At 61.6% G+C, this 18,401-nt stretch carries 17 protein-coding genes; 12 read left to right on the forward strand and 5 right to left on the reverse strand.

The genetic code is table 11. The features are described 5' to 3' along the window. Positions 1–57: 57 nt before the first annotated feature. The 3 genes from AC25BC_RS29510 (at position 58) to AC25BC_RS29520 (ending at position 3,531) form a co-directional block, all read left to right on the forward strand. Complete coding sequence (locus AC25BC_RS29510) at positions 58–1,521, forward strand: phospholipase D-like domain-containing protein (RefSeq protein WP_128407615.1); 1,464 nt, start codon at positions 58–60, stop codon at positions 1,519–1,521. A gap of 93 nt (positions 1,522–1,614) precedes the next feature. After that, entirely contained in the window at positions 1,615–2,430 is an 816-nt protein-coding gene (locus tag AC25BC_RS29515; RefSeq protein WP_017996496.1) for an endonuclease/exonuclease/phosphatase family protein, read from the forward strand. Between the two features lie 210 nt (positions 2,431–2,640). After that, positions 2,641–3,531, forward strand: a complete 891-nt coding sequence (locus tag AC25BC_RS29520; RefSeq protein ID WP_012763308.1) for a LysR substrate-binding domain-containing protein — start codon at positions 2,641–2,643, stop codon at positions 3,529–3,531. Positions 3,532–3,538: 7 nt separating this feature from the next. On the opposite strand, the gene AC25BC_RS29525 is transcribed toward AC25BC_RS29520, so the two are convergent. Next, positions 3,539–4,444: a LysR family transcriptional regulator gene (locus AC25BC_RS29525; RefSeq protein WP_128407617.1), complete on the reverse strand. Its 906-nt coding sequence runs from the start codon at positions 4,442–4,444 to the stop codon at positions 3,539–3,541. A gap of 110 nt (positions 4,445–4,554) precedes the next feature. Here AC25BC_RS29525 and AC25BC_RS29530 point away from each other — a divergent pair, with 110 nt between their 5' ends. Continuing rightward, positions 4,555–5,385, forward strand: coding sequence for an SDR family oxidoreductase (locus tag AC25BC_RS29530; RefSeq protein ID WP_128407618.1), 831 nt, complete (start codon positions 4,555–4,557; stop codon positions 5,383–5,385). A gap of 77 nt (positions 5,386–5,462) precedes the next feature. Here AC25BC_RS29530 and AC25BC_RS29535 read toward each other — a convergent pair whose 3' ends face one another. Both AC25BC_RS29535 and AC25BC_RS29540 read right to left on the reverse strand, forming a co-directional pair. Then, positions 5,463–7,088 (reverse strand): carboxylesterase/lipase family protein, encoded by a 1,626-nt coding sequence (locus tag AC25BC_RS29535; RefSeq protein WP_128438632.1) that lies wholly within the window; start codon positions 7,086–7,088, stop codon positions 5,463–5,465. A gap of 376 nt (positions 7,089–7,464) precedes the next feature. Then, on the reverse strand, positions 7,465–7,743 hold the full coding sequence (locus AC25BC_RS29540) for a hypothetical protein (RefSeq protein ID WP_128407619.1): 279 nt from the start codon (positions 7,741–7,743) through the stop codon (positions 7,465–7,467). Between the two features lie 221 nt (positions 7,744–7,964). Here AC25BC_RS29540 and AC25BC_RS29545 point away from each other — a divergent pair, with 221 nt between their 5' ends. The 8 genes from AC25BC_RS29545 to pepT all read left to right on the forward strand — a co-directional run bounded on the left by AC25BC_RS29545 (position 7,965) and on the right by pepT (position 16,240). Further along, positions 7,965–8,687, forward strand: a complete 723-nt coding sequence (locus AC25BC_RS29545; RefSeq protein WP_003553952.1) for a FadR/GntR family transcriptional regulator — start codon at positions 7,965–7,967, stop codon at positions 8,685–8,687. Further along, positions 8,684–9,856 (forward strand): PLP-dependent transferase, encoded by a 1,173-nt coding sequence (locus AC25BC_RS29550; RefSeq protein WP_017996491.1) that lies wholly within the window; start codon positions 8,684–8,686, stop codon positions 9,854–9,856. The genes AC25BC_RS29545 and AC25BC_RS29550 overlap by 4 nt, the downstream gene beginning before the upstream one ends. Positions 9,857–9,891: 35 nt before the next feature. Further along, entirely contained in the window at positions 9,892–11,151 is a 1,260-nt protein-coding gene (locus AC25BC_RS29555; RefSeq protein WP_003553948.1) for an ABC transporter substrate-binding protein, read from the forward strand. A gap of 95 nt (positions 11,152–11,246) precedes the next feature. Next, on the forward strand, positions 11,247–12,182 hold the full coding sequence (locus tag AC25BC_RS29560) for a carbohydrate ABC transporter permease (protein WP_033183885.1): 936 nt from the start codon (positions 11,247–11,249) through the stop codon (positions 12,180–12,182). Positions 12,183–12,186: 4 nt separating this feature from the next. Continuing rightward, positions 12,187–13,017, forward strand: coding sequence for a carbohydrate ABC transporter permease (locus AC25BC_RS29565; protein WP_003553943.1), 831 nt, complete (start codon positions 12,187–12,189; stop codon positions 13,015–13,017). Between the two features lie 4 nt (positions 13,018–13,021). Further along, on the forward strand, positions 13,022–14,080 hold the full coding sequence (locus tag AC25BC_RS29570; RefSeq protein ID WP_128438633.1) for an ABC transporter ATP-binding protein: 1,059 nt from the start codon (positions 13,022–13,024) through the stop codon (positions 14,078–14,080). A 70-nt stretch (positions 14,081–14,150) separates the two neighbouring features. After that, positions 14,151–14,903: a metallophosphoesterase gene (locus tag AC25BC_RS29575; RefSeq protein ID WP_128438634.1), complete on the forward strand. Its 753-nt coding sequence runs from the start codon at positions 14,151–14,153 to the stop codon at positions 14,901–14,903. Positions 14,904–15,007: 104 nt separating this feature from the next. Continuing rightward, positions 15,008–16,240: a peptidase T gene (gene pepT / locus AC25BC_RS29580; RefSeq protein ID WP_128438635.1), complete on the forward strand. Its 1,233-nt coding sequence runs from the start codon at positions 15,008–15,010 to the stop codon at positions 16,238–16,240. Positions 16,241–16,295: 55 nt separating this feature from the next. Here pepT and AC25BC_RS29585 read toward each other — a convergent pair whose 3' ends face one another. Together AC25BC_RS29585 and AC25BC_RS29590 are read right to left on the reverse strand one after the other, a co-directional pair. Further along, complete coding sequence (locus tag AC25BC_RS29585; protein ID WP_003553936.1) at positions 16,296–17,132, reverse strand: cell wall hydrolase; 837 nt, start codon at positions 17,130–17,132, stop codon at positions 16,296–16,298. 221 nt (positions 17,133–17,353) lie between these two features. Next, complete coding sequence (locus AC25BC_RS29590; RefSeq protein ID WP_003553934.1) at positions 17,354–18,394, reverse strand: sulfate/molybdate ABC transporter ATP-binding protein; 1,041 nt, start codon at positions 18,392–18,394, stop codon at positions 17,354–17,356. Positions 18,395–18,401: the final 7 nt, after the last annotated feature.

Raw genomic sequence — 18,401 nt, forward strand, 5'->3', positions numbered from 1 at the left:
CATGAGAGAACAGCGTTGTGATTGATCGCCGGCGTTTCGCGGCTATATTCGCCAGCGATGTTCTATCTCCTGTCGACCTACTGGCCGCATATCCTCTTTGTCGTTTCGATCGCCATGGGGGCTGCCGCGGCGATCCATGCCGCGATGACCAAGGAGGAGGTGCGCGCCGCGATTGGCTGGGTCGGCGTCATCATTCTGTCTCCGATCATCGGCGCGGTGCTCTATGCGATTGCCGGCATCAACCGCATCCGCCGCAAATCGTTGAGCGTGCGGCGCGACGCGCTGCTGCTTGCGGCCGAATTCGACGAACTCGAGACCTTCGATGCCGAGGCCGAGACGGTGATCAGCCAGTTCGGCCGCCGCTTCGCGGCGCTGCAGACGCTCGGCGACCGGGTGACGCGCAATCCGCTGACTTCAGGCAATACGATCGATGTGCTGGAAACCGGCGACGAGGCCTATGCGGCGATGAAGACCGCCATCGACGAGGCGGCGCGCAGCATCCTGCTCGAAACCTATATTTTCGACCGCGATGCGGTCGGCCTTCGCATCGCCGATGCGCTGATTGCGGCGGCCAGCCGTGGTGTGGAAGTCCGGGTGCTGATCGACGCGGTCGGCGCGCGTTATTCGGTGCCGAGCATTCTCGGCCATCTGAGGGAAGGCGGCGTCACCGTTGCCGTCTTCAACGGCAATGTCATCATGGGTTTACGGCTGCCCTATGCCAATCTGCGCACCCACCGCAAGATCCTGATCGTCGACGGGAAAATCGCGCTGACGGGCGGGATGAACATCAGGGCGGGCTTCAGCGAGGAGGCAACAGGCGAGAGCTTTGCCCACGACACGCACTTCAGCGTCACCGGCCCCGTCGTGGCCGACCTTTTCGACCTCGCCGCCGAAGACTGGCGCTTCTCGACGCAGGAGTTGTTGAACGACGAGCCCTGGCGCATCGAACCGCCGGAGCGCAGTCCTGGCGATCCCATCCTGATGCGCGTCGTCGCCTCCGGCCCGGATCGCAGCGTCGAGACCAACCACAAGATGCTGATGGGCGCCTTTTCCGTGGCGCGCCAGTCGATCCGCATCATGTCGCCCTATTTCCTGCCGGACCGCGAACTCATCAGCGCCCTGGTGACGGCGGCGCGGCGCGGCGTCGAAGTCGATATCGTCGTGCCCGCGCTCAACAACCTCGTGCTGGTCGACCGGGCGATGACGGCGCAGTTCGATCAGATCCTCAAGAATTACTGCCGCATCTGGCGCTCCACCGGCAGCTTCAGCCATTCGAAACTGCTGACGATCGACGGTACCTGGGCCTATGTCGGCTCTTCCAATCTCGATCCGCGGTCGCTGCGGCTGAATTTCGAGGTCGATCTCGAAGTGCTGAACGAGGGCTTCGCCGCCGAGATCGACGAGCACATCGAGGAAACCTTGAAAACCGCGACGCCCGTGACGCTTGAGGGGCTGCAGGCGCGACCCTTCCCGGTGCGGCTGCTTGAGAAGGTGCTGTGGCTAGGGTCGCCCTATCTCTGAAGGATTTTTTGTGATCGGACGTGGCAAGTCCGGCTTGCCCGCCTATACTGTTGAGACAAGCCTTTTCGATCAACGGAACAAGTGCGCCTGCCGATGCACGCCAGAAAAGACAGCCTTCCCGCCAGCATTCTCGCCTCGATCAGGAGCAGGAAAAAGCGGCTCGATGCAGCCTATACGGAGGCAAGGCCGCCCAGTGCGGGGACGCTGATCGCCTCCTACAACGTGCACAAGTGCATCGGCACCGACCGCCGCTTCGATCCGGAGCGCACCAGCCGCGTCATCCACGAAATCGGCGCCGACGTGATAGCATTGCAGGAGGCCGATACGCGCTTTGGCGAGCGCACCGGCATTCTCGATCTCGGGCGGCTGGAGCGGGAAACGGGACTGATCGCGGTCCCGATTGCCGGCATGGCGAAGGCGCATGGCTGGCACGGCAATGTCGTGCTCTTCAAGAAGGGGCTGGTGCATGACGTGCATCAGGTCAAGCTGCCGGGGCTGGAACCGCGCGGCGCGCTGGTTGCCGAGATCGAACTCGAGAAGGGCGGGGTGCTGCGCATCATCGCCGCGCATTTCGGGCTGCTGCGCCATAGCAGAGCCCAGCAGGCGCGCATGCTGGTCGAACTGATCAACGACAGGCACGAGATGCCGACCATCCTGCTCGGCGACCTCAACGAATGGCGGCTCGGCGACCGGTCTTCGCTCAACACCTTTCAATCCGCCTTCGGACCGCTGCCGCCCGCCGTCCCGAGTTTCCCCGCCGGCCTGCCGCTTCTGGCGCTCGACCGCATCATCGCCAACCGCAAGGGGATCATCTCGGAGGTGGAAGCACATGATACGCCGCTCGCGCGTATCGCCTCCGACCACCTGCCGATCAAGGCGCTGATCGATCTGGAACCGGTTGCGGGTTGATGTCATGGCGACAGCGGGTGCTGTCGCCGTTGTCACTTCGGCCGGCGCTTTCACTCAGCCATGGCTGAAACGTCACAAGCCGGATGGCGTTCAACATGATCTCGAATATCCGCTTGCGCATCGATATCTCTCCTTCGCAATCATATGCCGCCCCTTGCCTCGCGCCTTCAAACGAGCTTATCGTCGGCCTCGAATGACTTGAGGTTATGGATGAAGCGCGGACGCCTGCCATTGACCGCTTTGCGGAGTTTCGAGGTCGCCGGCCGCCTCGAGAGCTTCACGCGGGCGGCGCAGGAGCTGTTCATCTCGCAGGCGGCGGTCAGCCGGCAGATCCGCGAGCTGGAGACGTTGCTGGGCGAAGCGCTCTTCGAGCGCCGCCATCGCGGCGTCCATCTGACCGCCTCGGGCAACAAGCTGCTGGCGATCCTGACGTCATCCTTCGACCGGATCGACGAATCCCTGGAAGAAATCCGCAGCCGACCGGCGAGGGCAGCGCTGACGATCAGCGTGGAACCTTCCTTCGCGGCGTGCTGGCTCGTTCCCCGCCTGCCGGAGTTTCGCGAACGGCATCCTGAGATCGACGTGACGATCGACGCCGATTCACGCCTGGTCGAGTTCCGAGGCGGACAGGCCGAGATCGCCATCCGCCACAGCGCCAGCGTGACCGCCTGGCCGAGGACGGAGAGCGGGCATCTCGCCGATGTCAGGATGGTGCCGGTCGCGGCACCTGCGCTGCTCAAGGGAGGGCCTGCGATCGACCGCCCGGAAGACATGCTCTGTCATACGCTGTTGCATGAGGAGACCCGCGACGTGTGGTTCCGCTGGTTCGAGATGGCAGGCATCGCCATGCCGGAAATCGCGCGGGGGCCGGTCTATGCCGATGGCGGGCTGGTCATGCAGGCGGTCCTGCGCGGGCAGGGCATAGCACTGATGGACGATATCTTCGCCGAGGAAGAGATCAGGGCGGGCCGGTTGCTTCGCCTGTCCGACCTTGCCGTTGCCCACGGCGCCTACTGGCTGGTCGCGCGCAGTTTTGAACGTCTCGCTCCGCCTGCCTCGTTCTTTGTCCGCTGGATCAACTCCCGGATCGAAACCTTCTGAAGGCGGCCTATCTGCCGTGACGCTCGACCTCGGTCAGCACCGTGATGAAGGCCCGCAAACCCCGCGGCACGTGACGGTGGCCGGGATAATAGAGACAGAGGCCCGGAATGGCAGGACACCAGTCGTCCAGCACCGTGACGAGCGCGCCGCTTTCGAGAAACGGCCGGGCGGTGCGATCCGAGACATAGGCGATGCCGAGCCCCTTTGCCGCCGCCTGCGCCATCAGCTCGACATGGTCGAGCGTCAGCACGCCCGGAACGTCGACGGCAAGCTCGTGGCCGTGTTTTTCGAACTCCCAGCGGAAGAGCTTGCCGCTTGGCAGCCGGAAGCGGATGCAGGCGTGGGTCTTTAATGCGTCCGGTGTCTGCGGCGCCGGATGCGCTGCCAGATAGGCCGGCGAAGCGACGGCAACAAAGCGGGTATCTCCGCCGAATTCCACCGCGATCATATCGAGCGGCACCGCCTCGCGAAGTCTTATGCCGGCATCGAAACCGTCGGCAACGACATCGACGAGCCGATTGTCGGTGACGAGATCGAGCGACATGTCGGGATAGCGGGTGAGAAAGGTCGGGACGGCGGCATCGAGCAGCACCCGCGCGGCGATCTCGCTGGTATTGACCCGCAACGTGCCGCTGGGATGGCCGCGGAATTCGTTGACCTCCTCGAGCGCCAGATCGAAATCCCTGAACAGTGGCGTCAGACGGGTAACGAGGCGCTCGCCGGCCTCCGTCGCCGCCACGCTGCGGGTCGTCCGGTGGAGAAGCCGAACGCCCATATTGGCTTCGAGCGAACGCATCATATGGCTGAGCGTCGAAGGCGACAGGCCCAACTCGTCGGCAGCCTTGCGGAAGCTGCGATGGTTGACGATAGCAGACAAGGCTCTCAGATCGGCAAGGCCCGGCTTGTAATTCATGGCTAGAATTCACCAACTCATGCAGCATTCGACGGATGGAAGCAGGAATAGGCTTATCTATCTTTACCTTCAAGAGCAGCCGCAATGCCGCGGCATGAAAGGTAAAGACAATGGGAAAGACATGGATGATTACTGGCGCCTCCTCCGGTTTCGGGCGCATCATGACCGAAAAATTGCTGGCGCGCGGCGATCGCGTCGCGGCGACAGTGCGCAAGCCGGCAGCGCTCGATGATTTGAAGTCGCATTACGGCGACAACCTCTGGATCGCGACGCTTGACGTCAGCAATGATGGGACGGTGCGCTCGGTCGTCGACGCCGCTTTTGGAGCGATGGGCCGGATCGACGTCGTCGTCAGCAATGCCGGCTACGGCCTGTTCGGTGCTGCCGAAGAGGTCAGCGACGAACAGATCCGCCATCAGATCGATACCAACCTGGTCGGCTCGATCCAGGTGATCCGGGCAGCACTGCCGCATATGCGGGCGCAGGGCGGCGGCCGCATCCTGCAGGTGTCTTCGGAAGGCGGGCAAATCGCCTATCCGAATTTCAGCCTCTATCACGCGACCAAGTGGGGCATCGAAGGCTTCATCGAAGCCGTTTCGCAGGAGGTCGCCCCCTTCGGCATCGAATTCATCATCGCCGAGCCAGGTCCGGCGCGGACCGATTTTGGCCGCGGGCTGGTCGCGCCGCGGCCGATGAAAGCCTATGACGCGACGCCGGCCGGCGACATCCGCCGCGCTATCGCCGACGGCAGGTTCGAGGCCAAGGGTGACCCCGTCAAGATGGCGCAGGCGATGATCGAGGCTGCCGAACAACACTTGGCTCCGAAGCGGCTGGCGCTTGGCGCCGGCAGCTATGCCTCGATCCGCAAGGCGCTGGTCGAGCGGTTGGCTGAACTCGACGCCTTCAAGGAGGTGACGATTTCAGCCGATGTCGATGCCTGATCGGGACCAGCAAATGCGCCGCCGGTGCCGGTTGGTCGATGTCGTCAGGCGCCGTATGTCCCATCCTGCAAATCTCGTTAGAGAGCGCCCGCCGCCTGCAGCAGCTTGCGATCGAGATCGACTGACACGCGGGACTGCTTGTCGAGAACCATGGTCGCCGGCTTGTCGGTTGTGTAGGCCGGCCAGTCGGGCAAGCCCTCGGCGCTCGGCTTGCCGTTGCGCGCGAAGTTGACCCAGGCCTGGCTCACCTTCCTGGAAAGCGCCAGGGCGTCGCTCCCACCACCGGTCGACGTCTTGACCAGAGCGGCGTTCGCAAACACGTAGGGCAGTTCCGAGCAATGCCAGGCCATGGCAATCCCATCCAGGACCGGTGACTCGTAGGCGAACATGTAGGAGTAGACCGGAGCCCCGTTCTGCTTCGCCTTCAGGTCGAGATCACGGATGGCTCCCGGCCGGAAGCGCAGATCCAGGAAATAGGCGTCGGCGATCTTTTTCTCGGGGTAGGCCGCCATGAATGCCTTGCCGACCGCGTCGGATTTGTCGGCGAAGCGCTCCTTCAGCTTGGCCTCGGACTTGTCTTCGTCCCAGTTGTTCTTGTTGTCGGCAAGAAGCTCGCCCGCCTTGTGATTGATCACCGTCTCGAACTCGTTGAGGGTGTTTCCGACCATCAGCGGAATGTCCTTGGCCTGGTCAACCCACTCTGTCCCGACGGGGTTCACCGGAATGTAGTCCCCGTCCTGAACAGGTGCGTAGCGGGCGTCTTTTGCGCCTTGGGCGGTCGCGTCCTTGATGGCCTTGTCGGCCGCGGCAAGGAGATCGTAGTAGTCGACGTCGGCAAGCTTGTCGATTTCCTCAGCCTTGAGACCGAGGTTGGCAAGCGTCAGTTCGGCCACCTTCCGCGAGGATGCCTGATCGACGACGGAATCGCTCCGGGAGCCGCTCTGAACGATGGCCTTCTGGAAGAGGCCCTTCGCCGAAGGCGTCCCCATCAAGGCGCGCACCTTGTAGCCGCCGCCGGACTGGCCGAAAATCGTCACGTTGCCGGGATCGCCGCCGAAGGCCGCGGCATTGTCGTGGACCCACTTCAGCGCGGCGACGAGATCGGTGACGCTGGCATTGCCCGTCCGTTTGTATTTCTCTCCGTAAGCGGAAAGATCGAGGAAGCCGAGCACGTTGAGCCGGTGGTTGAGGGTGACGACGACGACATCACCGTCCTTGCTCAGATTGTGGCCGTCATACGAGGTCAGTTCGATGCCTGAACCATTGGTGAAGCCGCCCCCATGGATCCAGACCATGACCGGCCGTTTCTTTCCGTCGTTGATCGCCGGCGTCCAGATGTTCAGGAACTGGCAGGCTTCGCTCATCGGCAGATAGCGGTGCGGATTGAAGAGTTCGTCGCCGGCCACTTCCTTCATGCGGGGGATAAAGCAGTTCTCGCCATGGGTGACCGCGGGGCGGATGCCTTTCCAGGGCGCGACCTCTTCCGCCGGCATGAAGCGGTCGGCATGTGCATAGGGGACGCCAAGATAGCTAAAGATGCCATCGTCGAGTGCGCCGACGAGACTGCCCTTGTTGGTTTCGACGACCGTCTTGCTCTGCGAAGCAACAAACTCTTCGGCGAGAGCGGGCGCGCCGACAATAGAAGCCGTCATCGCCGATAGCGCGGATATCAAAGTGCAATAATATAGAAACGTCCTTTTCATCAACTTATCCTCTTGTCGTTGATTGTAAGTTCAAAAGTCCGACGGCCGCCATCCCCGGCCGTCGGTGACTAACTAGGTCGGCGCCGACGCTTTTTCACGCCACGGTCAGACTGTTTGCCGGAGAGAGGATCATGCCGGAGGGTTGGACGAGTCTTTCTTGCCGACCGGCCACCAATGAACAGGAGATCTGACGCCGGGCGGGCCGCTTCCACGCGGTTTGGTCCCGCCGGACGTCGAGCGTCTTGAGCATGCCTGACGGAACACCATCGGCGCCTGGGTGGTGGCGATTGGGCAACATTATCCGCACAGGTGATCACACGGCGAGATAAGCCGAGATCCCGCCGCTTGCCAGGACCGCGCTAGCATCCGCCACTTGTCAAAAAGATGACGAAGGGACCACGCCGATCGTTGGGACGGGTGGTTTGTGCTCCGGCATCTTGTTTCCTTGCTCGTCGCCGGCGCTCAGGGCCTCGCGCACTTCATCCTCTTCCCAACCCGCCTCGACGGCGGAAGCCACGAGCGTTTCAATTTTCTCGGTTTCCGAGTTGTGCGATATCTCATCGAGGCGGCGTCTGGCGGTCTCGAGACACTGACGAAGGTTCGAAGCGCGGCTGGCGTCGTTACGGTCGTAGCTTGGCGATGCGACGTAGGTCATTTGAAAGCTCCCTGCTGATCGACAGGAACACCTGAAGAGAGAGGCGGTTCCACTGCGTGCCCGCGGTAAGCGCCGCGCTGAAACCATTTCGGAGGTGCAAAGGGAATTGTGGAGCGGCCGGCCGACCAACAAACACCCCTTGACGTCTTTCCATCTTTGAGAAATGCTAAGATGTCAGACCAATTCTAGACGTCGGCTGCCTGATAAGAAAATGGGGAACCATGAAGGCAAATAGCAGCGACAGGCCGGTGATCCGGCCGCTTCCAGTCATGGACCGCGCGCGTCAGGTGACCGATGCGCTGGCGGATTATGTCGAGGAAGCCAGGTTGAAGGCGGGCGATAGGCTTCCGGCCGAGCGCGAGCTGATGGCAGCGCTTGCCGTCGGCCGCTCGACCATTCGCGAGGCGATACGCCACTTCCAGGCGCTCGGCGTCATCGAGACGCGTAAGGGCAGCGGTACCTATCTGCTGAAACCGGTTTCCAGGGCGACGATCCACATGCCGCTGTCTTTCGACACGGTTCATCTGCGCGACGTGCTGCTGCAGACGCTGGAGGTTCGACGCGGCATCGAATGCGAGGCAGGCATGGTCGCGGCCCGGCGGCGCACGAACACAGACCTCGTCGTCATCGAGGAAAAGCTGGACGCGATGGAGCGGGTGCACTTGGAGAAGGGTACCTCCGGGCCGGAGGATCTGGCCTTCCATCTCGCTGTCTACGACGCCACCCACAATCCGCTGTTTCGCCAGCTTCTCGAGCAGATGCGCGAGACCTTCGAGCGCTTCTGGGAGCATCCGTTCGACCGCCAGGATTTCGCGCGCCGGTCCTTCCCCTTTCACCGCACCCTTTTCGATGCGATCGCTGCCGGGGATCCCGAGGCGGCGCGCGCCGAAACGTTGAAAATTCTCGATATCGTCGAGGAAGACATCAAGGAAATGTCCAAATGAGCAACGGCTCTGAACCGTTCGATCTTGCTTCCCTCATCACGGCGCACGACGAAGGCAACTTCGCTGACGCCGTCGTGCCGCCGATTTTCCAGACCTCGCTTTTCACCTTTTCCGATTATGACGACATGATCGCCTCTTATCGCGGCGAGAGGGTGCGGCCGATCTATACGCGCGGCCTGAACCCGACGGTGCGTGCCTTCGAAGAAATGCTCGCCAAGCTCGAAGGTGCCGAGGATGCGCTGGGTTTTGCAAGCGGCATGGCGGCGATCTCATCGGCGGTCTTAAGCTTCGTCGAGCCGGGCGACCGCATCGTTGCCGTCAAGCATGTCTATCCCGATGCCTTTCGCCTGTTCGGCACCATCCTGAAGCGGATGAAGATCGAGGTGACCTATGTCGACGGACGCGACGAGGAGGCGGTCGCCAAGGCGCTGCCCGGCGCCAAACTCTTCTACATGGAAAGCCCGACGAGCTGGGTGATGGAGGCGCATGACGTCGGCGCGCTCGCAGCACTCGCCAGACAACATGGCGCCGTCTCGATGATCGACAACAGCTGGGCAAGCCCGTTCTTCCAGCGGCCGCTGACGCTCGGCGTCGATCTCGTCATCCATTCAGCCTCGAAATATCTCGGCGGCCACAGCGATGTGGTGGCCGGCGTCATCGCCGGCTCGAAGGCGATGATCGCGCGTGTCAAGGCCGAGGCCTATCCCTATCTCGGCGGCAAGCTTTCGCCGTTCGACGCCTGGCTGCTGATCCGCGGGTTGCGCACGCTGCCGCTGCGCATGAAAGCCCACGAGGCATCGGCGCTTGAAATCGCCAGGCGCCTTCAGAAGCTCGGCGTGGTGGAAACGGTCTGCCATCCGGGGCTCGCCAACCGTCTGCCCACTGGCCTCATCGGCACCTCGGGCCTGTTTTCCTTCATATTCCGCGACGGCGTGGATATCCGTGCCTTCGCCGATCATCTCAAGCTCTTCAAACTGGGCGTAAGCTGGGGTGGACATGAAAGCCTGATCGTACCGGGCGAGGTGGTGCTCCAGCAGAAAGCACAGCCGAATTCCGCACATGCCTTCGGCATCCATGCGCGATCCGTACGTCTCCATGTCGGCCTCGAAGGAACCGAGGCTTTGTGGAGAGACATCGAGGAGGCGCTCGCCGCCGCCTCACAATCCTGAAACCCGAGAGAAACCTAATAAGGGGGAACTGAGCCATGAAAAAACTAATAATCTCGACGATCTTTGCTTCGATGATGGCGGGCACGGCCTTTGCCGATACGACGCTCAAGCTTGTCGAAGTCATCACCAGCCCGGAGCGCACCGAAACGCTGAAATCGATCGTCGGCAAGTTCGAAGCCGCCAATCCCGGCACCAAAGTCGACATCATCTCGTTGCCCTGGAACGAGGCGTTCCAGAAGTTCGCGACTATGGTGTCTGCCGGCGACGTGCCCGATGTGATGGAAATGCCCGATACCTGGCTGTCGCTCTATGCCAATAACGGCATGCTCGAGAGCTTAGAGCCCTACCTTGCAAAGTGGGAGCACACCAAGGAGCTGACGCCGCGCGCGCTCGAACTCGGCCGCGACGTCAAGAACACCGCCTATATGCTGCCCTACGGATTCTATCTCAGGGCGATGTTCTACAACAAGAAGCTGCTTGCCGAAGCCGGCGTCGCCGCGCCGCCGAAGACGATGGAAGAATTCACCGCCGCTTCGGAGAAGGTTTCCAAACTGTCCGGCAAATACGGCTACTGCATGCGCGGCGGAGCGGGCGGCCTAAACGGCTGGATGATCTTCGCCGCCTCGATGGCCGGCTCGAACAAGTATTTCAACGACGACGGCACCTCGACGATGAACAGCCCCGGCTGGGCCAAGGGCATCGAATGGATGGTCGATCTCTACAAGAAGGGCTATGCGCCCAAGGACAGCGTCAACTGGGGCTTCAACGAGGTCGTCGCCGGCTTCTATTCTGGCACCTGCGCATTCCTCGATCAGGATCCGGATGCGTTGATCGCCATTGCCGAACGCATGAAGAAGGAGGATTTCGGCGTCATGCCGCTGCCGAAGGGGCCTGACGGCAAGTCCTTCCCGACGATCGGCTATGGCGGCTGGTCGATGTTCACGACCAGCGGCAACAAGGATCTCTCCTGGAAGCTGATCGCCACGCTCGAAGGGCCGGAAGGCAATATCGAGTGGAACAAGCGCATCGGCGCCCTGCCGGCCTATACGGCGGCCGAGAAGGATCCCTTCTACGCCGGTGACCAGTTCAAGGGCTGGTTCGAGGAACTGGCCGACCCGAACACGGTACCAACAGTCATGCCGACCTATCTCGAGGAATTCGCCTTCTTCAAGGATTCGCTGGCGATCAAGACCTCGCAACAGGCGATGCTCGGCGATATCTCGGCGAAGGATCTGGCCGACCAGTGGGCGGAATACCTCACCAAGGCGCAGCAGAAGTTCCTCGCCAAGAAATAAGCGACGGACTGACGGCGGCGGCCTCGAAACAGGCCGCCGCCGCTTTTTTGATGACACAGACGGCGCAGAACGCCGCGAACGGGACCTTTTGGCTGATGACCATTTCCGCCGATACGCTCGACATGCGTCGCGACCGCAGACCATGGCTGCGTCGCGTTGCCGATGCTTCGGAGCCCTATCTCTACAGCGCGCCGTCGCTGATCCTGATCATTGCGGTGATGCTGGTGCCGCTGACGGTCGGGATTTCCTACGCCTTCCGCGATATCCAGCTGCTCAATCCGTTTTCCGGCGGCTTCATCGGGCTCGATCATTTCCGCGAGCTTTCAGGCGACGCCGCCTTCTACGGTGCGCTGAGGAACACGCTGTGGTGGACAGGCGCTTCCGTCGTCCTGCAGTTCGTTTTCGGGCTGATCCTGGCGCTGCTGCTCGACAAGCCGTTCAAGGGCCGGGCAATCGCCCAGGCGCTGGTCTTCCTGCCCTGGGCCGTGCCGTCCTTTCTTGCCGGCCTCAACTGGGCCTGGCTGTTCAATCCCGTCATCGGGCCGATCCCGCACTGGCTCTTCGCCCTTGGGCTGATGCATGAGCCGGGCAATATCCTCTCCGATCCCAACTATGCGATGTGGGGGCCGATCGTCGCCAATGTCTGGTGGGGCATTCCCTTCTTCGCCATTACCCTGCTCGCCGCCTTGCAGGCGATCCCGCGCGATCTCTATGAGGCGGCGTCGATCGACGGCGCCGGCTGGTTCCAGCGGTTCCGCTCGATCACCCTGCCGTTTCTGGCGCCAACGATCGCCATCACCGTGCTGCTGCGCACCGTGTGGATTTCCAATTTCGCCGATCTCATCGTCGTCATGACCAATGGCGGGCCGGCAGACCGAACGCAGATCGTCGCCAGCTATATCTTCACGACAGCCTTCAGGCGGCTCGATTTCGGTTATGCCTCGGCGATCGCGCTGGTGCTGCTCGTACTGCTGCTTGCCTATTCGATGCTGATCATCCTGCTCCGGCAGACGCTGCTGAACAAGGATTGAGATCATGAGACGATCCGTCATTCCCACCATCGCACACCGTCTGGCGATCCTCTGCTACATCGCCTTCGCGCTCTTTCCGCTGTTCTGGCTGCTCAAGGTCTCGGTGACGCCGAACGACCTGCTCTATAGCGAGGGCGTGCGCATGTGGCCGTCGCGCACGACTTGGGATCATTATGCCTTTGTCCTGCGGCACAGCGCCTTTCCGACCTTCTTCAAGAACAGCCTGATCGTCTCGGCCTCGACGGCCATCACCGTGACCATCTGCGCCTCGCTATCGGGGTATGCGCTTTCCCGCTTCAATTTCCGGGCAAAATACTGGATTGTCGCTCTGATGCTGCTGACCCAGATGTTCCCGCTGGTCATGCTGGTCGCGCCGATCTTCAAGATCCTGTCGCCGCTGCATCTGACCAACAGCCTGACCGGGCTCGTCATCGTCTACACCGCCTTCAACGTGCCTTTCGCCACGTTCCTGATGCAGTCTTTCTTCGACGGCATCCCAAGGGATCTCGAAGAGGCGGCGAAGATCGACGGGGCGACGCAGTTCACGGCATTTCGCCAGATCATCCTGCCGCTGACGCTGCCGGGGATCGCCGCCACACTCGGTTTCGTCTTCACCGCCGCCTGGAGCGAACTGCTCTTCGCGCTGATGCTGATCAACGGCAATGACGCGGCGACCTTCCCGGTTGGCCTTCTTACCTTCGTTTCGAAATTCTCGGTGGATTTCGGGCAGATGATGGCGGCGGGCGTCATGGCGCTCATTCCGGCCGGCCTCTTCTTCCTGCTCATCCAGCGCTATCTCGTCCAGGGCCTGACGGCCGGCGCGGTCAAGGGTTAAACAAATGGCATCGATCGATATCCGGAATATCCGCAAAGCCTATGGCCATGTGCAGGTGCTGCACGGCGTCAACCTGGAAATCCAGGACGGCGAATTCGTCGTGCTCGTCGGTCCGTCCGGCTGCGGCAAGTCCACGCTGCTGCGGATGATCGCCGGGCTTGAGGAGGTCACATCAGGCGAGATCCGCATCGCCGGCAATAGGGTCAACGAGTTGCATCCCAAGGACCGCGACATCGCCATGGTGTTCCAGTCCTACGCGCTTTACCCGCATATGAATGTCGCCGGCAATATGAGCTACAGCCTCAGGCTGCGGAAGGTGGCGAAGGAGAAGATTGCAGGCGCGGTCGCCGCGGCTGCCGCAAAGCTCGGCCTCGATCCGTTGCTCGAACGCAGGCCGAAGGCGCTTTCCGGTGGCCAGCGACAGCGCGTCGCCATGGGCCGCGCCATCGTGCGCCAGCCCAAGGCCTTCCTGTTCGATGAACCGCTGTCCAACCTCGATGCGCGCCTGCGCGAACAGATGCGCGCCGAAATCAAGAAACTGCATGGCGACCTGAAGGCGACCTCGATCTACGTGACCCACGACCAGATCGAGGCAATGACGCTGGCGGACCGGATTGTCGCCATGCATGGCGGAGTGGTCCAGCAGGTCGGCGGTCCCCTGGAACTCTACGACCGCCCCGCCAATCTCTTCGTTGCCGGCTTCATCGGCTCGCCTGGGATGAATTTCCTCGAGGCCAGCTACGATGCCGGCGGCGTGAAGCTGAAGGACGGCACGATCGTGCCGCTTGCAAAGCCTTTGCCGCTTTCAGACGGCGCAAAGGTGACGCTCGGCATCCGGCCGGAGCATGTGCTGATGAGTGACGGCGGGGCGGGGCTTGCCGCGGATGTGGAACTCGTCGAACCGACAGGCTTCGGCATCATCCTGCACCTTGCCCTGCATGGTCTGCCGTTCAAGATCTTCACGCTGAACCGCGAAGCGCTGAAGGCAGGTCCCAAGGTCAATGTGGCCTTCCCGGCTCAATATTTGCATGTGTTCGACGGCGAGGGAAAACGCGTCGATTGAACGGTTAGGCCGGTAGCCCGATGCTGTCGGTTTCGGCATAGTGTCTCCGGCAGGGGCGGGGAGGCAGAACATGCTCGTTGCGCAGATTTCCGATATCCATGCGGGGCCAGACCTTTCGTCGCTGCGGACGCTGGAGCGAGCGATAGGTTGGCTGAAAACGTTCCGCCCGGATGTGCTTGTTGTCACCGGAGATCTGGTAAACGACCGATGGCGGCACGGCTATCGCCTTGTTGCCGAAAACCTGCGGTCGCTGGACTGCCCCGTCCATCTGTTGCCGGGCAACGGTGACGATGTGCAATTGATGCGCTCCGAACTTGTCGCTGTCGGCACGTGGATCAATGCGACGGGACCGATGCATTTCCGGACAGCCGTCGATGGGCTGACCCTCTTCGGTGTCGATGTGACCGTTGCCGGTCAGAGTTACGGCGACGTCCTGCCGCACCTGCCATGGCTGACGAGCGCGCTTGCGGATGTGACGACGCCCTCCCTTCTCTTCATGCATCAGCCGCCGTTGCGGATCGGCATCGAGGTGCTGGACCAGGTCGGATGCAGAAACGGCAGTGCGCTTCTCAGCACCCTGAAGACGATGCACAGGCTACCGCTGGCGATTCTCTGCGGCCATGTTCACCGACCCGCTTTTGGCCGGCTGGGATCGATGACTGTCCAGACCTGCGGCTCCCTTTGCCCGCCCAATCCGCTTCTGCTGGACGGCCGTGCCGATCTTTCGGTGATCGACGCTCCGTCCTTCCTCATGCATGAGGTCAGCGACGGCAGGCTGGTTTCACATGTGGTCTCGGTTCCGATATCAGACAGGGGCGCATGAAAGGGATTGCACGATCATTCCTCACGTGCTGCGAGCGGAAAAATCTTTTGCCGCATCGCCCATGAGGGCTATATCGTCCGTGTGATCTTGCTGGATTGGATGCCATGACCGACACTGTTCTCGACCGCTTTCTCCGTTATGTCGTTATCGACACGCAATCCGACCCCGCCTCCTCGACGCAGCCGACCACCGGCAAGCAGAAGGATCTCGGCCGCGTTCTGGTCGATGAACTGCTGAAGATCGGTCTTGCGGACGCGCATCTCGATGAACACGGCTATGTCTACGCGACCATTCCGGCCAATAGCGACAAGACGGTGCCGGTCATCTGTTTCTGCTCGCACATGGATACGGCACCCGATTTCAGCGGCACTGATGTCAAGCCGCAGATCATCAGGAATTTTGCCGGCGGCGATATCAAGCTTGCCGGCGACACCGGCCGGGTGATCCGCGTCAGCGATCATCCCGAACTGCAGAACCAGATTGGCAATGATATCGTCACGACCGATGGAACGACATTGCTCGGCGCCGACGACAAGGCCGGACTGGCCGAAATCATGACCGCGGCTCAGATACTCGTCGGCAATCCAGATATCAGGCACGGGACGATCAAGATCCTGTTCACGCCCGACGAGGAAGTCGGGCGCGGCGTCAACAAGGTCGACCTGAAGAAACTCGGTGCCGACTTCGCCTATACGATGGACGGCGAGACGGCCGGCCATATCGAGGATGAGACGTTTTCGGCCGACGGCGTCGAGATCAGCATATCAGGTGTGGCGATCCATCCCGGCTTTGCCAAGGGCCGCATGGAAAACGCCATCAAAATCGCTGGCGCCATCATCGACCGGCTGCCGGGGGATATTGCCCCCGAGACCACGGAAGGCCAGCAGGGCTTCATCCATCCCACAGGCGTGACCGGTTCGATGGAGAAGGCGTCGCTGAGCTTTATCATCCGTGATTTCACCGACAAGGGTCTCACGGAAAAGGAATCGATGCTCGAAGGCATCGTCAAGGACGTGATGGCTGTCTATCCCGGCTCGACCTATCATTTTGAGGTGAAGGAGCAGTATCGCAACATGAAGGTGGTGCTCGATCGTCACCCGGAGATCGTCGACAACGCGATCGAAGCGGTGCGCCGGGCCGGCATGACGCCGGTGCGCGGCAGCATCCGCGGCGGCACCGATGGCTCGCGTCTTTCCTTCATGGGGCTGCCGTGCCCGAACATCTTCGCCGGCGGCCACGCCTTCCACTCGCCGCTCGAATGGGTGAGCCGCCAGGACATGGAAAAGGCCGTGAAGACGATCGTGGAACTGGCGAGGGTTTGGGAAGAGCGCGCCTAAAACAAGTCCAGCAAAAGCGCGCTTCCATCTAACTCATACCGGAACGGCGGTTGGTTTAACCGCCGTTCGCTGGAAGGCTTTCACGCAGCATCACGCTGTCATAGGCGGGCCGGGGGATAGGGATCGCAATGGGCATTCCCGGCTCGGGCTCGACCGATGTTACCGGGGATGTTTCCGGCGCGGTCACCGGCGCCGTGATCCGCATCTGCCCCGTGCTCGCCGTCGCCATGGGGTCTGGCGCCGGGAGAGGAACGGGAACCGCCGAGGGTATCAGGGCCTCGAATTGCGGCGGCAGCATGCTTTCGCCGGGCACATAGTTCATCGCCACCTCGTAGGAGGGCAGCGGCGGCGGCGTTTCAAGCATGCCGTTGGAGTCGCGCTTCTCGTAGAAGGCGTTGCCGCCGGCAACCGTCACATAGTGCATGTTGTCGTACGGGAATTTCAGCCCATCGGTGTGGAAGAACATCGCGTCCTTCACCGCAGGATGGCGTGCGCCTTTAACAAGGATTGCATCGGCCGCGCTGGCAAGCTCGGTTTCCGCCTGCGGCTTGACTTCGCGCGTCATCACGCCGGGCGCGAACTGCCGTTTCTGGGCCACCACGCCGCAGATCGACGTCGGATAGGCGCCGGAGGTGAGCCTGTTCATGACCACGGTCCCGACAGCCATGTAGCCGTCCTTGTCCGAATGCAGCGATTCGAAATACATCGCGCGCTGCAGGCACTCGCGGTCTTTGGCCGTATAATTGAACGTGACTTTCGCCGCTTGGCCCGGCTTCGTCTTGCTGTTCGCCGCCGTTGCCGCCGGTTTCGATGTCGTTGTGCAGCTTGCAGCTGCCAGTCCCACGAACAAAATCCCGATCAGGGATTTTCCAAAGGAAATCTCCGCCCTCAACGCCAGGTGCCTCCTATGGGATTAGTCCAGCCCTTAATGGTTAAGCGTAAACGTTTTACTCGTCATATGACTGAAATACAAACAACCTTAGATAACAAAAACCTTAAGGGACTCTCGCCAAATACGATTCCGGCGATGGCCTTCTGCATAATCCCCTAAATCGGAATCGATTTAGGGATAAATGGTGCAGGAATTCAAGGTGTTAGCGTCACCAATCCCCATCAGCTGCGGAACAGTTTCCAGCGGGTCGGCTTGAAGGCTACCCGGTTGCGGTCAAGCCTGTCGGCCTCGCTCGGTGGCAATTCGATCTCGATATGCGGGCGATCATTGCCGATATCCAATTCGATATGGCGGGTGCCTGCCACGCGGCGGCTGGAGACCGGCTGGCCGGCGATACAGTTTTCAGCTGATTCGCAAAGCCTGACGTCGTGCGGGCGGAAATAGAGCTGCGCCGTGCCATCCGGCTCGCCTTCGGCATTGAGGCCGAGCGAGCGACCTTCGAAGCGAATGTCGCCGTCTGATATCTCGACTTGCAGGCAGTTCGACTGGCCGATGAAGCCGAAGACGAAGGGAGAATTCGGATTGTCGTAAACCTGGTCCGGCGTGCCCACTTGTTCGATCGCGCCTTGGCTCATGACGACGACGCGGTCGGCAAGCTCCAGCGCCTCATCCTGGTCGTGGGTGACGAAGACTGTGGTATGTCCGGTGCGATCGTGGATATCGCGCAGCCATTTGCGCAGGTCCTTGCGCACCTGGGCGTCGAGCGCGCCGAAGGGTTCGTCGAGCAGCAGCACGTTCGGCTCGACGGCCATGGCGCGGGCGAGCGCCACACGCTGGCGCTGGCCGCCAGAAAGCTGGGCTGGGTAGCGTTTTTCGAGACCCGAAAGCTGGACGAGGTCGAGCAGTTCCAGCGCCCGCCTGCGGATATCGGCCTTCGGCGGCCGCCGCGCACTGTTTCTGACCTTCAGGCCGAAGGAGACGTTTTCGAGCACCGTCATGTAGCGGAAGAGAGCATAGTGCTGGAAGACGAAGCCGATATTGCGCTGCTGCACTGATTTCTTCGAGGCATCCTCGTCGCCGAAGAAGATCAGCCCCTCCGTCGGGCTTTCGAGGCCGGCGATCAGCCGCAGCAATGTCGTCTTGCCGGAGCCCGATGGACCGAGCAGTGCGATCAGCTCGCCGGAGCGGATGTCGAGCGAGACATCGTGCAGCGCCGGAAAACGATCGAATTCCTTGCGAATGTTTTGAACGCGTACTTCCATTCCAAAT

Source organism: Rhizobium sp. WSM409 (genome assembly GCF_057653825.1).